This window comes from Actinomadura sp. KC06 (assembly GCF_004348735.1).
Lineage (GTDB): Bacteria > Actinomycetota > Actinomycetes > Streptosporangiales > Streptosporangiaceae > Spirillospora.
On sequence record NZ_SMKT01000028.1, the window covers coordinates 16,314 to 32,336 of the forward strand.

The 16,023-nt window shown below is 73.6% G+C and carries 14 protein-coding genes and 1 riboswitch; of the genes, 7 read left to right on the plus strand and 7 right to left on the minus strand.

Annotation, left to right across the window (positions count from 1 at the left end):
* Positions 1-17 precede the first annotated feature (17 nt).
* Positions 18-1,724 carry a serine/threonine-protein kinase gene (locus E1287_RS44650; protein WP_207934155.1) on the plus strand — a complete coding sequence of 569 codons (1,707 nt, stop codon included), beginning with the start codon at positions 18-20 and terminating at the stop codon, positions 1,722-1,724.
* Between the two features lie 10 nt (positions 1,725-1,734).
* Here E1287_RS44650 and E1287_RS12030 read toward each other — a convergent pair whose 3' ends face one another.
* Positions 1,735-2,895: a histidine kinase gene (locus E1287_RS12030; RefSeq protein ID WP_131964974.1), complete on the minus strand. Its 1,161-nt coding sequence runs from the start codon at positions 2,893-2,895 to the stop codon at positions 1,735-1,737.
* A gap of 135 nt (positions 2,896-3,030) precedes the next feature.
* Between E1287_RS12030 and E1287_RS12035 the strand changes: the two genes are divergently transcribed.
* The 3 genes from E1287_RS12035 to E1287_RS12045 all read left to right on the plus strand — a co-directional run bounded on the left by E1287_RS12035 (position 3,031) and on the right by E1287_RS12045 (position 6,815).
* The gene (locus E1287_RS12035; protein ID WP_131964975.1) at positions 3,031-4,122 is read left to right on the plus strand and encodes a hypothetical protein; all 1,092 of its coding nucleotides are present in this window, start codon (positions 3,031-3,033) and stop codon (positions 4,120-4,122) included.
* Between the two features lie 74 nt (positions 4,123-4,196).
* A riboswitch (TPP riboswitch) is annotated at positions 4,197-4,310 on the plus strand.
* Positions 4,306-6,042: a phosphomethylpyrimidine synthase ThiC gene (gene thiC / locus E1287_RS12040; RefSeq protein ID WP_131964976.1), complete on the plus strand. Its 1,737-nt coding sequence runs from the start codon at positions 4,306-4,308 to the stop codon at positions 6,040-6,042. (Overlaps the previous riboswitch by 5 nt.)
* A 173-nt stretch (positions 6,043-6,215) precedes the next feature.
* Positions 6,216-6,815 (plus strand): TetR/AcrR family transcriptional regulator, encoded by a 600-nt coding sequence (locus E1287_RS12045; protein ID WP_243718886.1) that lies wholly within the window; start codon positions 6,216-6,218, stop codon positions 6,813-6,815.
* A gap of 60 nt (positions 6,816-6,875) precedes the next feature.
* On the opposite strand, the gene E1287_RS12050 is transcribed toward E1287_RS12045, so the two are convergent.
* Both E1287_RS12050 and E1287_RS12055 read right to left on the minus strand, forming a co-directional pair.
* Positions 6,876-7,715 carry a metallophosphoesterase gene (locus E1287_RS12050; RefSeq protein ID WP_131964977.1) on the minus strand — a complete coding sequence of 280 codons (840 nt, stop codon included), beginning with the start codon at positions 7,713-7,715 and terminating at the stop codon, positions 6,876-6,878.
* A gap of 29 nt (positions 7,716-7,744) precedes the next feature.
* A complete protein-coding gene (locus tag E1287_RS12055; protein ID WP_131964978.1) occupies positions 7,745-8,311 on the minus strand; it encodes a helix-turn-helix domain-containing protein in 567 nt (188 codons plus the stop codon).
* A 79-nt stretch (positions 8,312-8,390) separates the two neighbouring features.
* Between E1287_RS12055 and E1287_RS12060 the strand changes: the two genes are divergently transcribed.
* On the plus strand, positions 8,391-9,806 hold the full coding sequence (locus tag E1287_RS12060) for a prolyl oligopeptidase family serine peptidase (protein ID WP_207934156.1): 1,416 nt from the start codon (positions 8,391-8,393) through the stop codon (positions 9,804-9,806).
* A gap of 75 nt (positions 9,807-9,881) precedes the next feature.
* On the opposite strand, the gene E1287_RS12065 is transcribed toward E1287_RS12060, so the two are convergent.
* Both E1287_RS12065 and E1287_RS12070 read right to left on the minus strand, forming a co-directional pair.
* Positions 9,882-10,385 carry an anthrone oxygenase family protein gene (locus tag E1287_RS12065; RefSeq protein ID WP_131964979.1) on the minus strand — a complete coding sequence of 168 codons (504 nt, stop codon included), beginning with the start codon at positions 10,383-10,385 and terminating at the stop codon, positions 9,882-9,884.
* Positions 10,386-10,419: 34 nt separating this feature from the next.
* Positions 10,420-11,268 (minus strand): NAD(P)H-binding protein, encoded by an 849-nt coding sequence (locus E1287_RS12070; RefSeq protein WP_131964980.1) that lies wholly within the window; start codon positions 11,266-11,268, stop codon positions 10,420-10,422.
* A gap of 81 nt (positions 11,269-11,349) precedes the next feature.
* On the opposite strand from E1287_RS12070, the gene E1287_RS12075 reads away from it, so the two are divergent.
* Entirely contained in the window at positions 11,350-12,288 is a 939-nt protein-coding gene (locus E1287_RS12075) for an AraC family transcriptional regulator (protein WP_131964981.1), read from the plus strand.
* A 119-nt stretch (positions 12,289-12,407) separates the two neighbouring features.
* Here the strand turns inward: E1287_RS12075 and E1287_RS12080 are convergent, their stop codons facing one another.
* Together E1287_RS12080 and E1287_RS12085 are read right to left on the minus strand one after the other, a co-directional pair.
* Complete coding sequence (locus E1287_RS12080) at positions 12,408-13,562, minus strand: carbohydrate kinase family protein (protein ID WP_165968970.1); 1,155 nt, start codon at positions 13,560-13,562, stop codon at positions 12,408-12,410.
* 148 nt (positions 13,563-13,710) lie between these two features.
* Positions 13,711-15,048: a hypothetical protein gene (locus E1287_RS12085; protein WP_131964982.1), complete on the minus strand. Its 1,338-nt coding sequence runs from the start codon at positions 15,046-15,048 to the stop codon at positions 13,711-13,713.
* 118 nt (positions 15,049-15,166) lie between these two features.
* Between E1287_RS12085 and E1287_RS12090 the strand changes: the two genes are divergently transcribed.
* A complete protein-coding gene (locus E1287_RS12090) occupies positions 15,167-15,907 on the plus strand; it encodes a GntR family transcriptional regulator (protein WP_243718889.1) in 741 nt (246 codons plus the stop codon).
* The last annotated feature ends 116 nt before the right edge of the window (positions 15,908-16,023 follow it).

The window sequence follows — 16,023 nt, forward strand, 5'->3', positions numbered from 1 at the left end:
TCAGAAAGGGCGTCGCGTTGGATCCCCTCAAGGCTGACGACCCGCGCGCCGTCGGCGGATACGTGCTGTCCGCGCGGCTGGGCGGCGGCGGCATGGGCCAGGTGTACCTCGGCCGCTCCCCCGGCGGGCGGCCGGTGGCGGTGAAGCTCGTCCGCCCCGAGTACGGCGACGACCCGCTGTTCCGGCGCCGGTTCGCGGCCGAGGTCGAGGCGGCCCGCCGGGTCGGCGGGTTCTTCACCGCGCAGGTCGTCGACGCCGACCCGGACGCGGACCGGCCGTGGCTCGTCACCGCCTACGTGCCGGGCCCGTCGCTGCAAGCGGCCGTGGACGAGCAGGGGCCGCTGCCCGCCCGCGCGGTGCGCGTCCTCGGGGCGGGCCTGGCGGAGGGGCTGACGGCCGTCCACTCCTGCGGGCTGGTGCACCGCGACCTCAAGCCCGGCAACGTGATCCTGGCCCCGGACGGGCCGCGGGTGATCGACTTCGGGATCGTCCGGGCGCTGGAGAGCGCGTCCGGCACCGCGACCGGGGCGATCACCGGGACGGTCGCGTACATGTCGCCCGAGCAGGCCCGCGGGGACCGGGACATCGGGCCCGCCGCGGACGTGTTCGCGCTCGGGTCGGTGCTGGCGTTCGCGTCCACCGGCTCGGCCCCGTTCGGCCACGGCCAGGCCCAGGCGGTGCTGTACCGGATCGTCCGGGAGGAGCCCGACCTGGGCCGGGTCCCCGCCGAACTGCGCGACCTGGTCGCGGCGTGCCTGGCGAAGGACCCCGCGGACCGTCCCGCCCTGGCCGACGTGCTGGAGCGCTGCGCGGGCGCGGCGGGCGACGGCTGGCTGCCCCCGGCCGTCCTCGCGATGGCCACGGCGATGGGCCCGGGCGCGGGCGCCGCGCAGCCGACCGAGCACGACAACCCCGCCCCGCAGGGCCTGACGCGTCCAGGCGGCCTGCCTCCGGCGGGGCCGCCGCCGGGGCCGTACGAGCACCGTCCCGCGACCGCTCCCCTGTCTCCGCCGCCGCGCCGGTCCGGGTCGCGGGCCCGGTGGATTCTCGGCGGCGTCGCGTTCGCCGCCGGTCTGGCGCTGCTGGTGACCGGGGTCGTCCTGACGCTGATCCGGGACGGCGACAAAGGGTCGGGCCGGCCTTCCGCGTCGCCGTCCGCGACCCAGCAGAAGCAGCCGGTCTCGGCGGTGGCGGGGCGGTTCGACGACCCGCGGGCCGGGTTCTCCTACGCCCGCCTGGGCGCGCCGTGGGTGACGGCGGGAGGGGCCTGGACGAGACCCGGCATGTTCACCAGCGGCCAGATCTCTCCGCTGCCGCAGCGCAACGGCGACTCGACCTTCAACGCGACCTCGCTGGCCGGGCTGCCCAGGGCCGACGAGAACCGCGGCTACACCGGGCCCCAGGACCTCGGCGCCCTCGCGGCCCGGGTGAAGACCCGCGTCACCAAAGAGCTGTTCACCGCCGAGCACGTCGAGAGGCCGCTCAAGTCCGGTCCCCTCGACGTGGGTGGCGGGGGCAAGGCCTGGCTGGAGAAGGTGCGTTTCGACTTCCCGCAGGCCAAGGCCAACGGCTGGCCGGTCACCAGCGACACGATGGCGCTTCTGATCGTCGACCGGAACCGGGGGGACGGCCGCCCGCCGGGGATCCTTCTGGTGTCCGTCCCGAGCGCCTTCGCCGCCCAGGGGGACATGGACCAGATCCTCGCGTCCGTCAGCGTCCCCTGAGGACCGGCCGCTACTGCGGGGTGACGACGTCCGCGACCGGGAGGACTGCGGTGACGACGAACCCGCCGCCGTCGCCGGGACCCGCGTCCAGGGTGCCGCCGACGCTCCGCGCCCGCTCGATCATCCCGAGGATCCCGAAGCCGCCCGGCGTCCCGCCGGACGGTCCCGTCCCGTCGTCGGCCACCCGCACGACGAGCCCGCCGCCGTCCCGGGACAGGGTCACCGCGACGCGCTCCGCCCCCGCGTGCTTGACGACGTTGGTCAGCGCCTCCTGGACGATCCGGTACGCCGCGACGCCGACCTCCGGCGGCAGGGGCCCCGCGTCCGCGTCGTCGAGGTCGACCTCGATCCCGGCGGCGCGCGCGGCCTGCGCGAGGTCGGCGATCCCGTCCGGGCCCGGCAGCCGCCCGGACGTCTCGACATCGGTCCCGCGCAGGACCTGCAGGGTGCCGCGCAGCTCCGTCCGGGCGTCCCGGCAGGTGTCGGCGATCGACGTGAGCGCCTCCGCCAGCTCCTTCCGGTCGAGCGGCCGGTCCCCGCGGACGAGGTGCGCCGCCGCCCCGGCCTGGACGCCGATGACCGTGATGCTGTGCGCGAGGAGGTCGTGCAGGTCGCGGGCGATCCGCAGCCGCTCCTCGGCGACGCGCCGCCGCGCCTCCTCCTCCCGCGTCCGCTCCGCCCGCTCGGCCCGCTCGGTGATCGTCGCCAGCCGCGCCCGGTGCACCCGCCACACCTGGACGGCGATCACGACGGAGATCACGGCCTCGATGACCGCGATCTGCTCGCGCAGGGACTTGCCGCCCGCCTGCAGCGCCATCCCGATCACGCACACGAACAGCAGGGCGCCCGCCACGGTGAGCACGCCCCGGACCCGGCGGCCGAGCACCGCGTACGCGAACAGCGCGATCACCTCGGCGGGCACCAGCGCGTGATGCTGGTACTGCGCCAGGTGGTACGGCAGCGCCAGCATCAGCAGGGCCACCAGCCCCGGCGTCGGCCACCGCCGCATCACCGCGAGCGGCGCGTGCGCGGCCACCAGCAGGAGAGTCCCGGCCGCGTCCAGGTCCCGGACGCCGGGCCACATCACCGCGACCGCGACCGCGACGCACGCCAGCAGCGCCGCGAACAGGGCGTCGCCCGGTGTCACACCGCGTCTGGGGGCCGTCAGCACGCGTCCATTTTCTCCGAACCCTCCGAACACCGCACACCGCCCCCGCGGGCTCTTCCACTCGACCTGCTGAACGGCCGGGATGAAGGGGGTCGTCCCGCCCTATAGTTCTGCAAACTCCATCACGAAGGGCTGACCGTGTCCGTCCCTCCCCCGACCCGCTCCCTGCCGGACCTCCGGATCACGCTCGGCCGGGGCGCCTACCGATGGCCGTTCCGGGTGGGCCTCGCCGCACTCGCGGTCGGCCTGCTCGTCTCGCTGTCCACGCGCACCGGCGGCAGCGCGGCGTGGGAGTCCGGGGACGCCCGCCGGGTCATCGCCGTCTACGGCGGCGGCGGGGCGCTCATCGCCCTGGCCGCGATCATCTGGGCCCTGGTGATCTTCCGTAACCGCCTGGTCGTGACCGTTGGGGAGAAGGGGCTCGTCCTGCGCCGCGCCAAGAGGCAGGCGGTCATCCCGGCGGACGCCGTGCGCGCGGTCGGCATCGTCTGGCCGGTCTCCGACCCCGTCTTGACGGTCTGGTTCGACACCGAGGCGGCACCGGACGTCAGCGCTCTTGCGAAGGTCGACGGCGACGCGGCCACGCTGCACCGGGACCGGACGCTCCCCGCCGGGTGGCTTCCGGCCGTGCGCGCCGCCGCGACCGAGAGCCTCGGCGCGTCCTGGCGCGTCCTCGACGACAAGGGCGAAGAGGTCGAGCGGCCCCGGGCGGACGCGCTGTCCAAGGCCGACCGCCTCCTGGTAGACGGCACCGGCCGCTATCGCGACCAGGGCGGCGGCGCGCTCATCGCCGTCGCCTGCGGGCGGCTCGCCAGGCGCGGGCCCGGCCCGGCCCGCTTCCGCCGCAACCCCGACCGGGGCCGCCGGACGATCGTGCTGCGCGACCCCCACGCGGGCAGGCTGCTCGCCTTCAAGAAGACGTCCCGGCTGACGGGCGGGGGCCGCATGCGGGTGTTCGACGCGGACGGCCGGCACATCGGCACGGTCAACGGCCTGCGGGAGCCGTCCTTCCACTCGGCCGGAGGGACGCTCCTCGGCACCACCCGGCGGCACGGCGACCGCCACGTCGTCACCGGCGTGGACGGGCGCGAGTCCGCGTCGCTGAGGACGAAGACCGGCGCCGACGACAGCCGCATGTGGCTGGAGCGCTCGCGGTCCGCCCCGGACCAGCTGCGCACCCTCACCCTGGCGCTGCCGATGGTGGTGCGGCTCGCGCGCCAGTCCTCCTGACACCGCCCGCCGACGCGGCCTTATCCCATGGACGGCGGTTGCCGCAACGGGGGTGGGCCGGGTTAGCGTCGAGCACGACAGATCGCGGGGGTCCGGCGAACCGGGCTGAGATAGCGGCTGAGACGGCCGCTGACCGCATGAACCTGACCGGGTAATGCCGGCGTAGGGAGAGATCGAGTCGTCATGACCGAACCTTTGGTTCCAGCCGCCCGCAAGACGTACCTGCGGGGCTCGCGCCCCGACATCCGCGTCCCGATGCGGGAGGTGCCGCTGACCAGCGGCGACACCGTCGTCCTGTACGACACGTCCGGGCCGTACACCGATCCGGCGCAGGAGACCGACGTCCGCCGGGGGCTGCCCGCGCTGCGGGAGCCGTGGATCGCCGGGCGCGGCGACACGGCGCCGTACGAGGGCCGTGCCGTCCGCCCCGAGGACGACGGCCGCAAGGCGCCGCTCCAGCCGCCGCCGCTGCAGGAGGGTTTCCTGCCGCGGCGGCCGCGCCGCGCGACCGGCGGCGCGGTGACGCAGCGCGCCTACGCGCGGCGCGGGGAGATCACGCCGGAGATGGAGTTCGCGGCGCTGCGCGAGGGCGTGGCGCCGGAGTTCGTCCGGGACGAGCTGGCCGCCGGACGCGCCGTGCTGCCCGCCAACGTCAACCATCCCGAGATCGAGCCGATGGTCATCGGGCGGAACTTCCTGGTGAAGGTGAACGCGAACATCGGGAACTCGGCGGTGGCGTCGTCCATCGAGGACGAGGTCGAGAAGATGACGTGGGCGACCCGCTGGGGCGCCGACACGATCATGGACCTGTCGACGGGCCGGGACATCCACACCACGCGCGAGTGGATCCTGCGGCACTCGCCGGTGCCGGTCGGGACCGTCCCGCTGTACCAGGCGGTGGAGAAGGTCGGCGGCGACCCCGCGGAGCTGACCTTCGACGTGTTCCGCGACACGGTGATCGAGCAGGCCGAGCAGGGCGTGGACTACATGACCGTCCACGCCGGGGTGCTGCTGTCGTACGTGCCGCTGACGGCGCGGCGCAAGACCGGGATCGTGTCCCGCGGCGGGTCGATCATGGCGGCGTGGTGCCTGGCGCACCATGAGGAGAACTTCCTGTACACGCGGTTCCGGGAGCTGTGCGAGATCTTCGCCGCGTACGACATCACGTGGTCGCTCGGGGACGGCCTGCGCCCCGGCTCGATCGCCGACGCCAACGACGAGGCCCAGTTCGCCGAGCTGCGCACCCAGGGCGAGCTGACCAAGATCGCCGCCGAGTACGGCAACCAGGTGATGAACGAGGGACCTGGCCACGTCCCGATGCACAAGATCAAGGAGAACGTCGACCTGCAGCAGGAGTGGTGCGACGGCGCGCCGTTCTACACGCTCGGGCCGCTGACCACCGACATCGCGCCCGGCTACGACCACATCACCTCGGCGATCGGCGCGGCGATGATCGGCTGGTACGGCACCGCGATGCTCTGCTACGTCACGCCGAAGGAGCATCTCGGGCTGCCGGACCGCGACGACGTCAAGGCCGGCGTCATCGCCTACAAGATCGCCGCGCACGCCGCCGACCTGGCGAAGGGCCATCCGGGCGCGCAGGCGTGGGACGACGCGCTGTCGGACGCCCGGTTCGACTTCCGGTGGGAGGACCAGTTCAACCTGTCCCTCGACCCGGACACCGCCCGCGCGTTCCACGACGCCACGCTCCCGGCCGCCCCGGCGAAGACGGCGCACTTCTGCTCTATGTGCGGGCCGCACTTCTGCTCCATGAAGATCACGCGGGACGTCCGCCGGTACGCCGACGAGCACGGCCTGGCCGAGGAGGAGGCGCTCTCGGCGGGGATGCGCGAGAAGGCGGACGAGTTCAAGGCCGCGGGCGGGCGCGTCTACCTGCCGCTCTCCCCCGGCAAGACCTGACGCGGTCCCGTGCGACGACGGGAGGCCCGCCGCGGCGGGCCTCCTCGTCACTCGCAGAGGTCGCCGCCTCGCCGCGGACGGCGCGCGGCTAAGATCGAGGGACCGTTCCAAAGCCGCGGATCCCCCGGATCGCCGCGGGCCCGCCGACCCGCCGGGAAGGACCGACGACTCAGGTGACCAGCGACGATATTCCGAGGCCCGGCCCGCCTCGGGCGGTGCGCGCCGACGTCCGCCGCAACCGCGCCCGGCTGCTCGCCGCGGCCGGGGAGATGTTCGAGCGGGACGGGGCAGGCGCCTCCCTGGAGGGCGTCGCACGGCTCGCGGGCGTCGGCATCGGGACGCTCTACCGGCACTTCCCGACGCGCCAGGACCTCCTGGAGGCGCTGCTCGCCGACGTCTACGACGGGCTGGCCGCGACGGGGCGCGAGCTCCTCGTCTCCCCCGCGCCCGGCGAGGCGCTCACGACGTGGCTGCGCGCGTTCATCGTGCGGATCACAGCGTTCCCCGGAATGGCGGCGGCGGCCGTGGTGTCACTGCGAGACGAGCGGCCCGAGCCGTCCGGGCCGCGCCGGGCGGTGCGCGACGCGGGCGAGGCGCTGTTCCGGCGCGCGCAGGACGCCGGGGACGTGGCCGCGGACGCCGTGTTCGCCGACGCGCTCAGGCTCGCGGGCGCGATCGCGATGGTCACCGAGCGCGACCCGCAGGCGGCCGACCGGCTGCTGGCCCTCGCCGCCACCGGCCTGGCCCCCGGCAAGAGCGCCCGCGGCGACTAGGCCGTCCGGGGGCGTCAGGGCGTCAGGGCGTCAGGGGCGTCGGGGCGAGGACCCACTCGGTCAGGTGGTCTCCGGTACGGGCAGGATGCGGCGGGGGCCGCGCGGCGCGCCGCCCTCCCGCTTGCGCCATTCGCGGGGGTAGCCGACCGACACCTCGATGTGCGGGACGTCGCCGGTCCAGATCGTCCGGGGGATGTGGAGGTGCCCGTAGACGACCGACACCGCGCCGAACCGGGTGTGCCAGTCGGCGGTCCGCTCGGTGCCGCACCACTGGGCGAACTCCGGGTACCACAGCACGCGGGTGGGTTCGCGGACGAGCGGCCAGTGGTTGACCAGCACCGTCCGCGTCCCGGGTTCGAGGGCCGACAGGCGCTTCTCGGTGTAGGCGAGGCGCGCGTCGCACCAGGCGTCGCGCGTGGGGTGCGGGTCCGGGTGCAGGTAGACCTCGTCGGTGCAGACGACGCCCGCCTCCTGCGCGACCCTCAGGGCCTCTTCCTTGCTGGACGTCCCCTCCGGCCGGAACGTGTAGTCGTACAGGAGGAACAGCGGCGCGATCGTGACGGGGCCGCCGTCGCCGTCCCACACGGGGTACGGGTCCTCGGGGGTCAGCACGCCGATGCTGCGGCACATGTCGACGAGCGCGCGATAGCGGGCCTCGCCGCGCAGCTGCACCGGGTCGTTCTTGACGGTCCAGAGTTCGTGGTTGCCGGGCGTCCAGATGACGGTGGCGTAGCGTTCGCGCAGAGTTCTGAGCGTCCACTCGACGTCGGAGACGTATTCCGCGACGTCGCCGGCCACGATCAGCCAGTCGTCGCCGGACGCGGGCCACAGCCCCTCGACGAACTCGCGGTTCTCGGCGAACCCGACGTGCAAGTCGCTGATGGCGTGGACACTGCTCATCCAAAGATCGTAGGCCGTCGCGCGCGGGCTCAGTCCCCGTCGGCGGGAAGCGTGAAGAGCCGGATGTGCACCGGGCGGGCGCCCGGCGGCGCGTCCTCTCGGCGGTGGCCGTGCTCGTGCAGGAGCCGGATGTAGGCCTCGAAGAACTCGGCGAGGCCCTCCTCGGTCATGTGCGCGAAGCCGCGCGACAGCAGCGCCCAGGCGCGGTCGCGCTCGTACTCGGCGGGCAGGCGGCGGAACAGCTCCAGGTCCTCGGCGTGCCCGACGCGGATCAGCTCGTCCAGGACGGCCCGGTCCTCCGGGGCGACGGTCTCCGGGGCGGGCAGCCGCAGGTCGCGCGGGGTCTCGGCGGGGCGCCACCAGCGCTCCCGCCCGGCGGACCGCTCGGGGATCTCCTCGATGAACCCGTACTTCTCCAGCTGCCGCAGGTGGTAGCTGGTCGTGCCGGTGTTGGCGCCGAGCACCTCGCCGATCGTGGTGGACGTCGCCGGGCCGTGCGCGCGCAGCCGGTGCAGGATCCGGCGGCGCAGCGGATGGCTCAGCGCCTTGATCCGTCCCGGGTCGTCCAGGATGACGGGCTCCGCATCGTCCTTCATGAGGAGCAGTCTAGTACTACAGAGGTATCTTTGCAGAGAACTCTTTGCAGAGCTTTCTCTGCAATCTACGGTGCTCGGTATGAAGAGAGCAATCACGGTCGCGCTGGCACTCGTCGTCTGCGCCCTGCTGGGCAGCGCCCCGGCCTCGGCGTCCGGTCCGATTCCGGCGCCGCCGGGGCTGACCTCCGCCGATGTGAGCTTCAAGGGGTTCGGCGGCCTCACCCTCCACGGCACGGTGCTGGCGCCGGCGAAGGCCGCCCGGCCGGTGCCGGGTGTGGTGCTCGTCACCGGGTCCGGTGCGGGCGTGCCGCGCGAGCATCTGCTGACGGAGGCGACGGAGTTCGCGCGGCGGGGCCTCGCCGTCCTGATCTACGACAAGAGGTCCGAGGGCTACTCGAACTTCCGCCGCTCCTACTCCGAACTCGCGGACGACGCGCTCGGGGCCGTGGGCGCGCTGCGCGCCCGTCCCGGCGTGGATCCCGCGAAGGTCGGGCTGTGGGGGCTCAGCGAGGGCGGCTGGGTGGCGCCGCTCGCCGCGTCCCGGTCGGCGGACGTCGCGTTCGTGATCGTCGTCGGGGGCAACGCCATGACGCCGATGCGGCAGCAGGTCTGGAACGAGACGTCCGCGCTGCGCCGGGCGGGCGTCTCCGGCTCGCTCATCGACCACGGCAAGCGCAACTTCGCGCGGTTCGGAGCGGACGCGGGCCTGTTCGCCGAGGCGTTCTTCGACGCGCAGGGCGTTCTGGAACGGGTCCGGCAGCCGCTGCTCGGCGTGTGGGGCGGACGCGACCTCCAGACCCCGCCCGAGGACAACCCGCCGCTGTTCGCGCAGGCTCTCCGTCGCGGCGGAAACACCCGTTACACGTTCCGCTTCTTCGCGGACGCCGACCACGCCGCGCACACCACCCCGGACGGCGGCGTCACGCGCGGCGAGGCGCTCGCTCCCGGATACGCCGACCTCGTCGGCACCTGGGTCCGCGACGTGACGAGCGGACGGCCGCCGGTCGCCGACGCCGCGACGCCGACCGAGCAGGACTACGCGAGCGTGGAGATCTCGCCGTCGCCGTGGTGGGCGTCGTGGTGGATGCAGCTCGCGGCGTTCGCGCTGTTCATCGTCGCGTTCACGGCCTATCCGCTGGTGGCGCTGGTGCGGCGGCTCCGCGGGCGGGCGGTGCGTCCGGTGAGCCGGTGGGCGCGGCTGCTCGCCGGAGCGGGGCTGACCTCGGCGGTCGGCCTGCTCTTCTACATCTTCTATCTCATGGCCGCCGGACGGACGCCGGACCCGGGACCCGTCCTGGCGGGCAGGCCGCTGCCGTGGCTGGTGCTCCAGGCGCTCGCCGTCGCGGCCGTCGCGGCCGGGATCGCGACGGCGGTGGCATGGCGGCGGGACGCCGCGACCGTCCCGGCGGGCGAGCGCGTACGGCTGGGGCTGCTGGTCACGGCGGGCGTGGTGTTCGTCCCTTGGGCGGTCTACTGGGGACTGCTCGTTCCCTAGCGCGGGACGGGCGGAACGACAACGCGGCCCCGCTCCGGGTGGAGCGCGGGCCGCGTTTCCTTGGTGCGTTCGGTGTCAGTTGTTCTTGCCCCAGTGGTAGACGCCGAGGCTCATCGCCAGGAGGCTCGCCCAGCTGAACACGGTGCGGACGGTGTTCCAGGTCGTCCAGCGGCCGGAGTGGTCCGACCAGATCTTCGCCGCCTCGGACGCGTCCTGCGGGATCGACACCGCCTCCAGGGCCTTGTTCATCGGGATGTTGACCGCGATGGTCGGGACGAACGCGCCCACGAAGTACACGCCCGCCGCGACGAAGAACAGGACGGCCGCCGAGTTCTCGTCGAGCGTCAGCAGCAGCACCCCGGCCGCGATCGCCGCCACCGGGAGCAGCACGAACATGGAGATGAACAGCGGGTTCTGGATCTTCTGGTCCATGCCCTTGAAGGCGTCGATCGCCGAGGCGGGCCGCGCGGCGTCCAGGCCCGGCATCACGCTGGTGGAGAAGCCGAAGAACGTCCCGGCCATGCCGGCGGCCATGATGATGGCGAGGGTCGCCGCGACGGCGGCGAGTGCGGATTGCATCGTCGTGCTCCATTTCTTCTCAAGCTGCGGATGGTCAGCTGGACCAGATGCCGCTGGCCGCGGTGTTCCGGGCGAAGTCGGCGAAGTCGTTCGGCTCGCGGCCGAGCGCCCGCCGGACCCCGTCGGTGGGCTGCGCGTTGCGGCCGTCCAGGACGGTGCCGAACAGGTAGGTGAGGAACTCGATGAGGTCGTCGGGAAGGCCCTGGTGCTTGAGCGCGGCCGCGTAGTCCTCCACGGGGACGGAGACGAACGCGATGTCGCGTCCGGCGGCGCGGCCGATCTCGGCGACGGCGTCGGCGAAGGTCAGGGCGCGGGGGCCGGTCACCTCGTAGACCTCGCCGGCGTGCCCGTCGCGGGTGAGGGCCGCGACGGCGACGTCGGCGATGTCGTCGGCGTCCACGAACGGCTCCGGGACGTCGCCCGCCGGGAGGACGACCTCGCCCTCCCGGACGGGGTCGAGGAGGTAGTCCTCGCTGAAGTTCTGCGCGAACCAGCTCGCCCGCACGACCGTCCACGCGACGCCGGACGCCTGGACGATCCGCTCGCATTCCTGCGCCTCGTCCTCCCCGCGTCCCGACAGCAGGACCACGTGCCGGACGCCCGCGCCGGCCGCGGCGGCCGTGAACGAGCGGACGGCGTCGACCGCGCCGGGCGCGGCCAGGTCCGGGTAGTACGACAGGTAGACCTTCTCGACGCCCTGCAGCACGGGCGCCCAGGTGGACTCGTCCGTCCAGTCGAAGGCCGGGGACGCCGACCGCGAGCCCATGCGGACCGGGACGTCCAGCGCCTCCAGCCGCTCGACCACGCGGCGGCCGGTCTTGCCGGTCCCGCCGAGGACGAGGGTGAGGCCGTTCTCGATGATGTTCTGCGCGTTGTTCGTCATGCCCTTAAGTCAACAGCCGGCCGGTCCCGGCCACCATCGTTGAGAAGCTCGCCCGCATACGCGAGCGTCTACGCTGGTCCCATGGACGCGCTCACCGACCTCCTCGACGGCCCGCGGGCGCGGGGAGCGTTCATGCTCCGCGCGTCGCTGAGCCCGCCCTGGTCCGTCCGGATCCAGGACGAGGCGCCGATCACGCTGATGTCCATGGTGCGCGACGACGCGTGGGTGATCCCGGACCGCGGCGAGCCCCAGCGTGTCTCGCCCGGCGACATGGTGATCTTCCGGGGCCCCGACCCGTACACGGTCGGCGACGACCCGGCGACCGAACCGCAGATCATCATCCACCCCGGGCAGCGCTGCAGCACCCCCGACGGGACGAGCATGTCCGAGGCGATGGACCTCGGTGTCCGCGCCTGGGGCAACGACCCGGACGGCTCGGCGGTCATGCTGATCGGCGCGTACCAGATGCGCGGCGCGGTGACGCAGCGGCTGCTGTCCGCGCTGCCGCCGATCGCGATCGTGCGCGGCGACACGTGGAAGTCGCCGCTCGTCGACGTGCTCGGCGAGGAGATCGGCAAGGACGAGCCCGGGCAGGACGTCGTCCTCGACCGGCTGCTCGACCTGCTGCTCATCGCGACGCTCCGCGCCTGGTTCTCCCGCCCGGACGCCGAGACGCCCGGCTGGTACCGCGCGCACGGCGACACCGTGGTCGGCCCGGCGCTGCGGCTCCTGCACGACGACCTGTCCCACCCGTGGACGGTCGCCGACCTGGCGTCCCAGGTCGGGGTGTCGCGCGCGGCGCTGGCGCAGCGGTTCGCGAAGCTGATCGGCGAGCCGCCCATGTCATACCTGACCGGGATCCGCCTCGCGCAGGCCGCCGACCTGCTGCGGGAAAGCGACGCGACGCTGGAGTCGGTGGCGCGGCAGGTCGGCTACGGCAACGCGTTCGCGCTGAGCACCGCGTTCAAGCGGGAGCACGGCGTCAGCCCGCAGGAGTACCGCACCGGCCTCGCCGGCTAGCCCAGGGGGCGACCCCTGGAACCCCCGTCGCGAGCCGGTCGATCCTCACGCCACGATGCGGGTCGCTGAGACCGTGCGGCTTTGTGATCGTGGCGCTGCGGTCGCATGCGCCGATGCTTCTACCGCTCCTTGCGGAGGGTGGGCTCGGCGCGGACGACCGTCTCGGCCGTTTCGTCGGCCGCGTCCGGGATGAACGGGATCACGAACGCGTAGTCGGCCAGCACCGCGTCGGGCACCTCGCCGGACTCGCCGAACGCGGCGATCTCGCCCCAGCAGGGCGAGCCGAGCGAGCCGCTGTGGTGCCGCACCGACAGCCCGGCGCACAGGTTGGCGAACCGGAGCCGCTCGGCGAGCGGGAGCCCGGCGAGGGTCGCGAACACGAACCCGGCGGCGAACACGTCGCCCGCGCCGGTCGGGTCGAGCGCCTCGACCGGCAGGGCGGGGACCTCGGCCCGCTCCCCCGCCGCCGAGTCGACGGCGATGGCGCCGTCGCCGCCGCGCTTGACGACGACCACGGGCACGCGCTCGGCGAGGGCCTCGGCGGCGTCGGACGGGGTGCCCGTGCGCGTGTAGGCCATGGCCTCGGCGGCGTTCGGGAGGAACACGTCGACGTGGTCGAGGCGGTCGAGGACCTCGGCGGGCCAGGCGCCGGTCTGGTCCCAGCCGAGGTCGCCGAAGACGAGCGTGCCGGACGCGCGCATCGCGGCGGCCCACGGCGGCAGCGGCTGGTCGACGTCGACGAAGCACGCCCGCGCGGACGGCGGCGGCATGCCCGGCGTCCCGCCCGGCGGGCCGTCCGGTGGGCCCGGGACGGGGCGCGAGTACGTCACCATGCTGCGGTCGGAGTCGTAGGCCATCGACACCGTCACCGGCGTCGGCCAGCCCGGCACCCGCCGGGACAGGCCGAGGTCGACGCCCTCCTGCTCGGCGAGCGTCCGCCACAGGTAGGCGCCGAACATGTCGTCGCCGAACTCCGCGGCCAGCCCGACCCGCAGGCCGAGCCGGCTCATCGCGACGGCGATGTTCGCGACGCCGCCGGGCGCGGAGCCGAGCCCGTCGGTGACGATCTCGGTGCCGGGCGGCGGCAGCCCCGGCAGCCCGGTGAAGATCATGTCCATGAAGACCCGGCCGGACAGGAACACGTCCAGCGCCGGGGGCGCGGCCGAGCCGCCGTGCAGCCGCTCCCCCGCCGGCTCCCGCTCGGCGCAGGGGTCGGCGAGGGACGGCTCGGGCGGCACGCCCTGCACGGTCTGCCCGGCCGGCCCGCCCCGCACGGTCTGCGCGGCCCCTCCGCCCGGTGCCCCCGGTGCGGTCGTGCGCGGGGTCACGTCGCCTGCCGAATCACGTCGTCCGCCTGATCACGGGTCCCCCCATAGCGAAGGCTGGCACGTTCCCACGGAACCTAGCCGACGCCACCGACAATTAGTCCGGGACGTAGAGGCGAATATCGTCCACCTTCGCCGATCCCTCGTAGAAATTCATGTGCGGGTCACCGATCATGAACCGGTCCGGGTACGCGGACCCCGCGGGCCAGGTGCCGCGGTCGGTGAGCGTCCCGCCCGGGCCCTGCCACGTCCAGTCGGCGTCGAACCGGCCGTCGTACTCGTCCGGGCGCTGGTTGTAGTGCCAGATGGGCTCGCCGTCCTGCACGAACGCCCGCGTGTACCGGAACGTCGCGCGGCCCACGTGCGCGAACACGCCGGACATCTCCATCGTATAGGCGCCGTCGCGCCGCTCGATCGCGAACGTGTAGGGCTGCTCCGGCAGCAGTTCGGGCTTCATGTCGACGGCGGAGACGATCGCGCCGCCCTTCCTGAACCCGCATTCGCTCTGCATCAGGTACTCGGTGCCCGGCATCGTCGCGTAGCGGCGGTCGTCGGTCATGAACAGCGCGTTGACGCCGTTGCCCGTCCCGGCGGAGTACGGCTCGTACTGCTTGGTGACGGGGTTGCAGTTCAGCAGGCCGGTCCCGGTGTACTTGTAGCGGTTGTAGCCGTCCATGGCGACCTTGCGGTGGGCGTGGACGAACACGTTGTTGTGCGGCGCCACCTGCCGGTAGTCCATGATCGACATGTAGTAGAAGCCGTTGGAGTCGGTGCGGACGTTCGCCCACTCGCACTCCGGCCTGGCGAAGTCCCCGCCGGACGCCCAGGGGAAGTTGGTCTTGCAGCCGTCCGGGGAGTAGCCGTTGATCCGGCCGTCCGGGTAGTCCCACGAGCCGCCGCGCTGCCCGCCGAAGTCGAGGCCGCGCAGCGTCATCTCGACCCTGTACTCGGCGGGCAGGTCGCGGGTGGAGCGGATGACGACGCCCGCCTGGTGGGCCGGCTCGTCCAGGTGCGCGACTCCCCCGCGGGACGTGAGCGTCGGCGGCGTGTCCGGGCGGCCGTCCCCGTCGGCGTCGCGGGCGGCGAGCTCGGCGGTGAGCCAGCCGCGCTTCCCGAACGCGAACGACTTGCGGTAGGTCTTCATCTTCGCGAGCTGCTGCCGGAACGCCGGGCCGCCGACGGTGTCGAAGTAGGCGCCGTCGTTGTCGTACATGTCGACGTTGTAGGGGCTGGACGGGCCGTCGCCGTCCGGTTTCCAGGGTGCTCTGCGGTCGTCCAGGTGCCGGTTGAACGGCTCGTCCGCCACCAACCGCCACCCCTCCTTGGCGCCCGGCGGGGCGGACGGCGGGGCCGCCTGGGCGGGGGCCGCGCAGAGGGCCGCGGGCAGGACCAGCGGAAGCGTCAGCGCCAGGGCGCCGCGTGTGAGATTCCTCATTCCGCGACGGTAGGTCGGGCCCCAGCGCCACGACCACGGCAAACATCGACAAAGTGGTATTGACCAGTCGCCATATTGGGACATACCGTGTGCCACGACAGGAACAGCATCGAAGGGGGTGAGCGGCGTGACATCCACCGGCGAGTCCCGGTCCGGGAGCACGAAACGGCAGGCCGTGCGCCGCGAGCTGCTCGCGATGCTGGACGGCCTGGACGTCGGGGACGCCCTGCCGTCCGAGCGCCGGCTGGCCGCCGAACTCGGCGTGTCGCGGCCCACGCTGCGGCAGGCCATCGACGGCCTGGTCGCCGAGGGCCTGCTCGACCGGCGGCACGGGAGCGGCACCTACGTGGCCGAACCCCGGATCGCCGTGTCGCTGACCATGACGTCGTTCACCGAGGACATGATCAGGCGCGGGATGAAGCCCGGCGGCCGGGTCCTGTCGTTCCGCACGGAAGCCGCGGGGGCGCGGATCGGCAGGCGGCTGGCCCTGTCACCCATCGAAGAGGTATTTACCATTCGGCGGCTGCGGCTGGCGGACGGCGCCACCATGGCCATCGAGACGCTCTACCTGCCGCGGTCGCTGCTGCCCGGCCTGCGCCGGCAGGACCTGGAGGGGCAGTCGTTCTACGACCTGCTGCGCGGCGGCGGCATCGTGATCGCCTCGGGCACCGAGACGATCGAGCCGACCGTCACCACCGCCGAGGAGGCCGCCGAGCTGGGCGTCCCCGTGCACACGCCGGCGTTCCTGTTCGAGCGGATCACCAGGGACCTGGACGGGCGGCCGCTCGAGTACGTCCGGTCGGTGTACCGCGGCGACCGGTACCGCCTGGAGCTGGACCTGAGACCACCGAACCACTGACCGACCGAGACACACCGGGCCACTGACCGGCCCCCGGGCGCGCCGCCCGGGATCCACGGCCGTCCAACCGCGCTGACGGGGGCGACAGCGCACCACCCCACCCCCGAGAAGTGAGG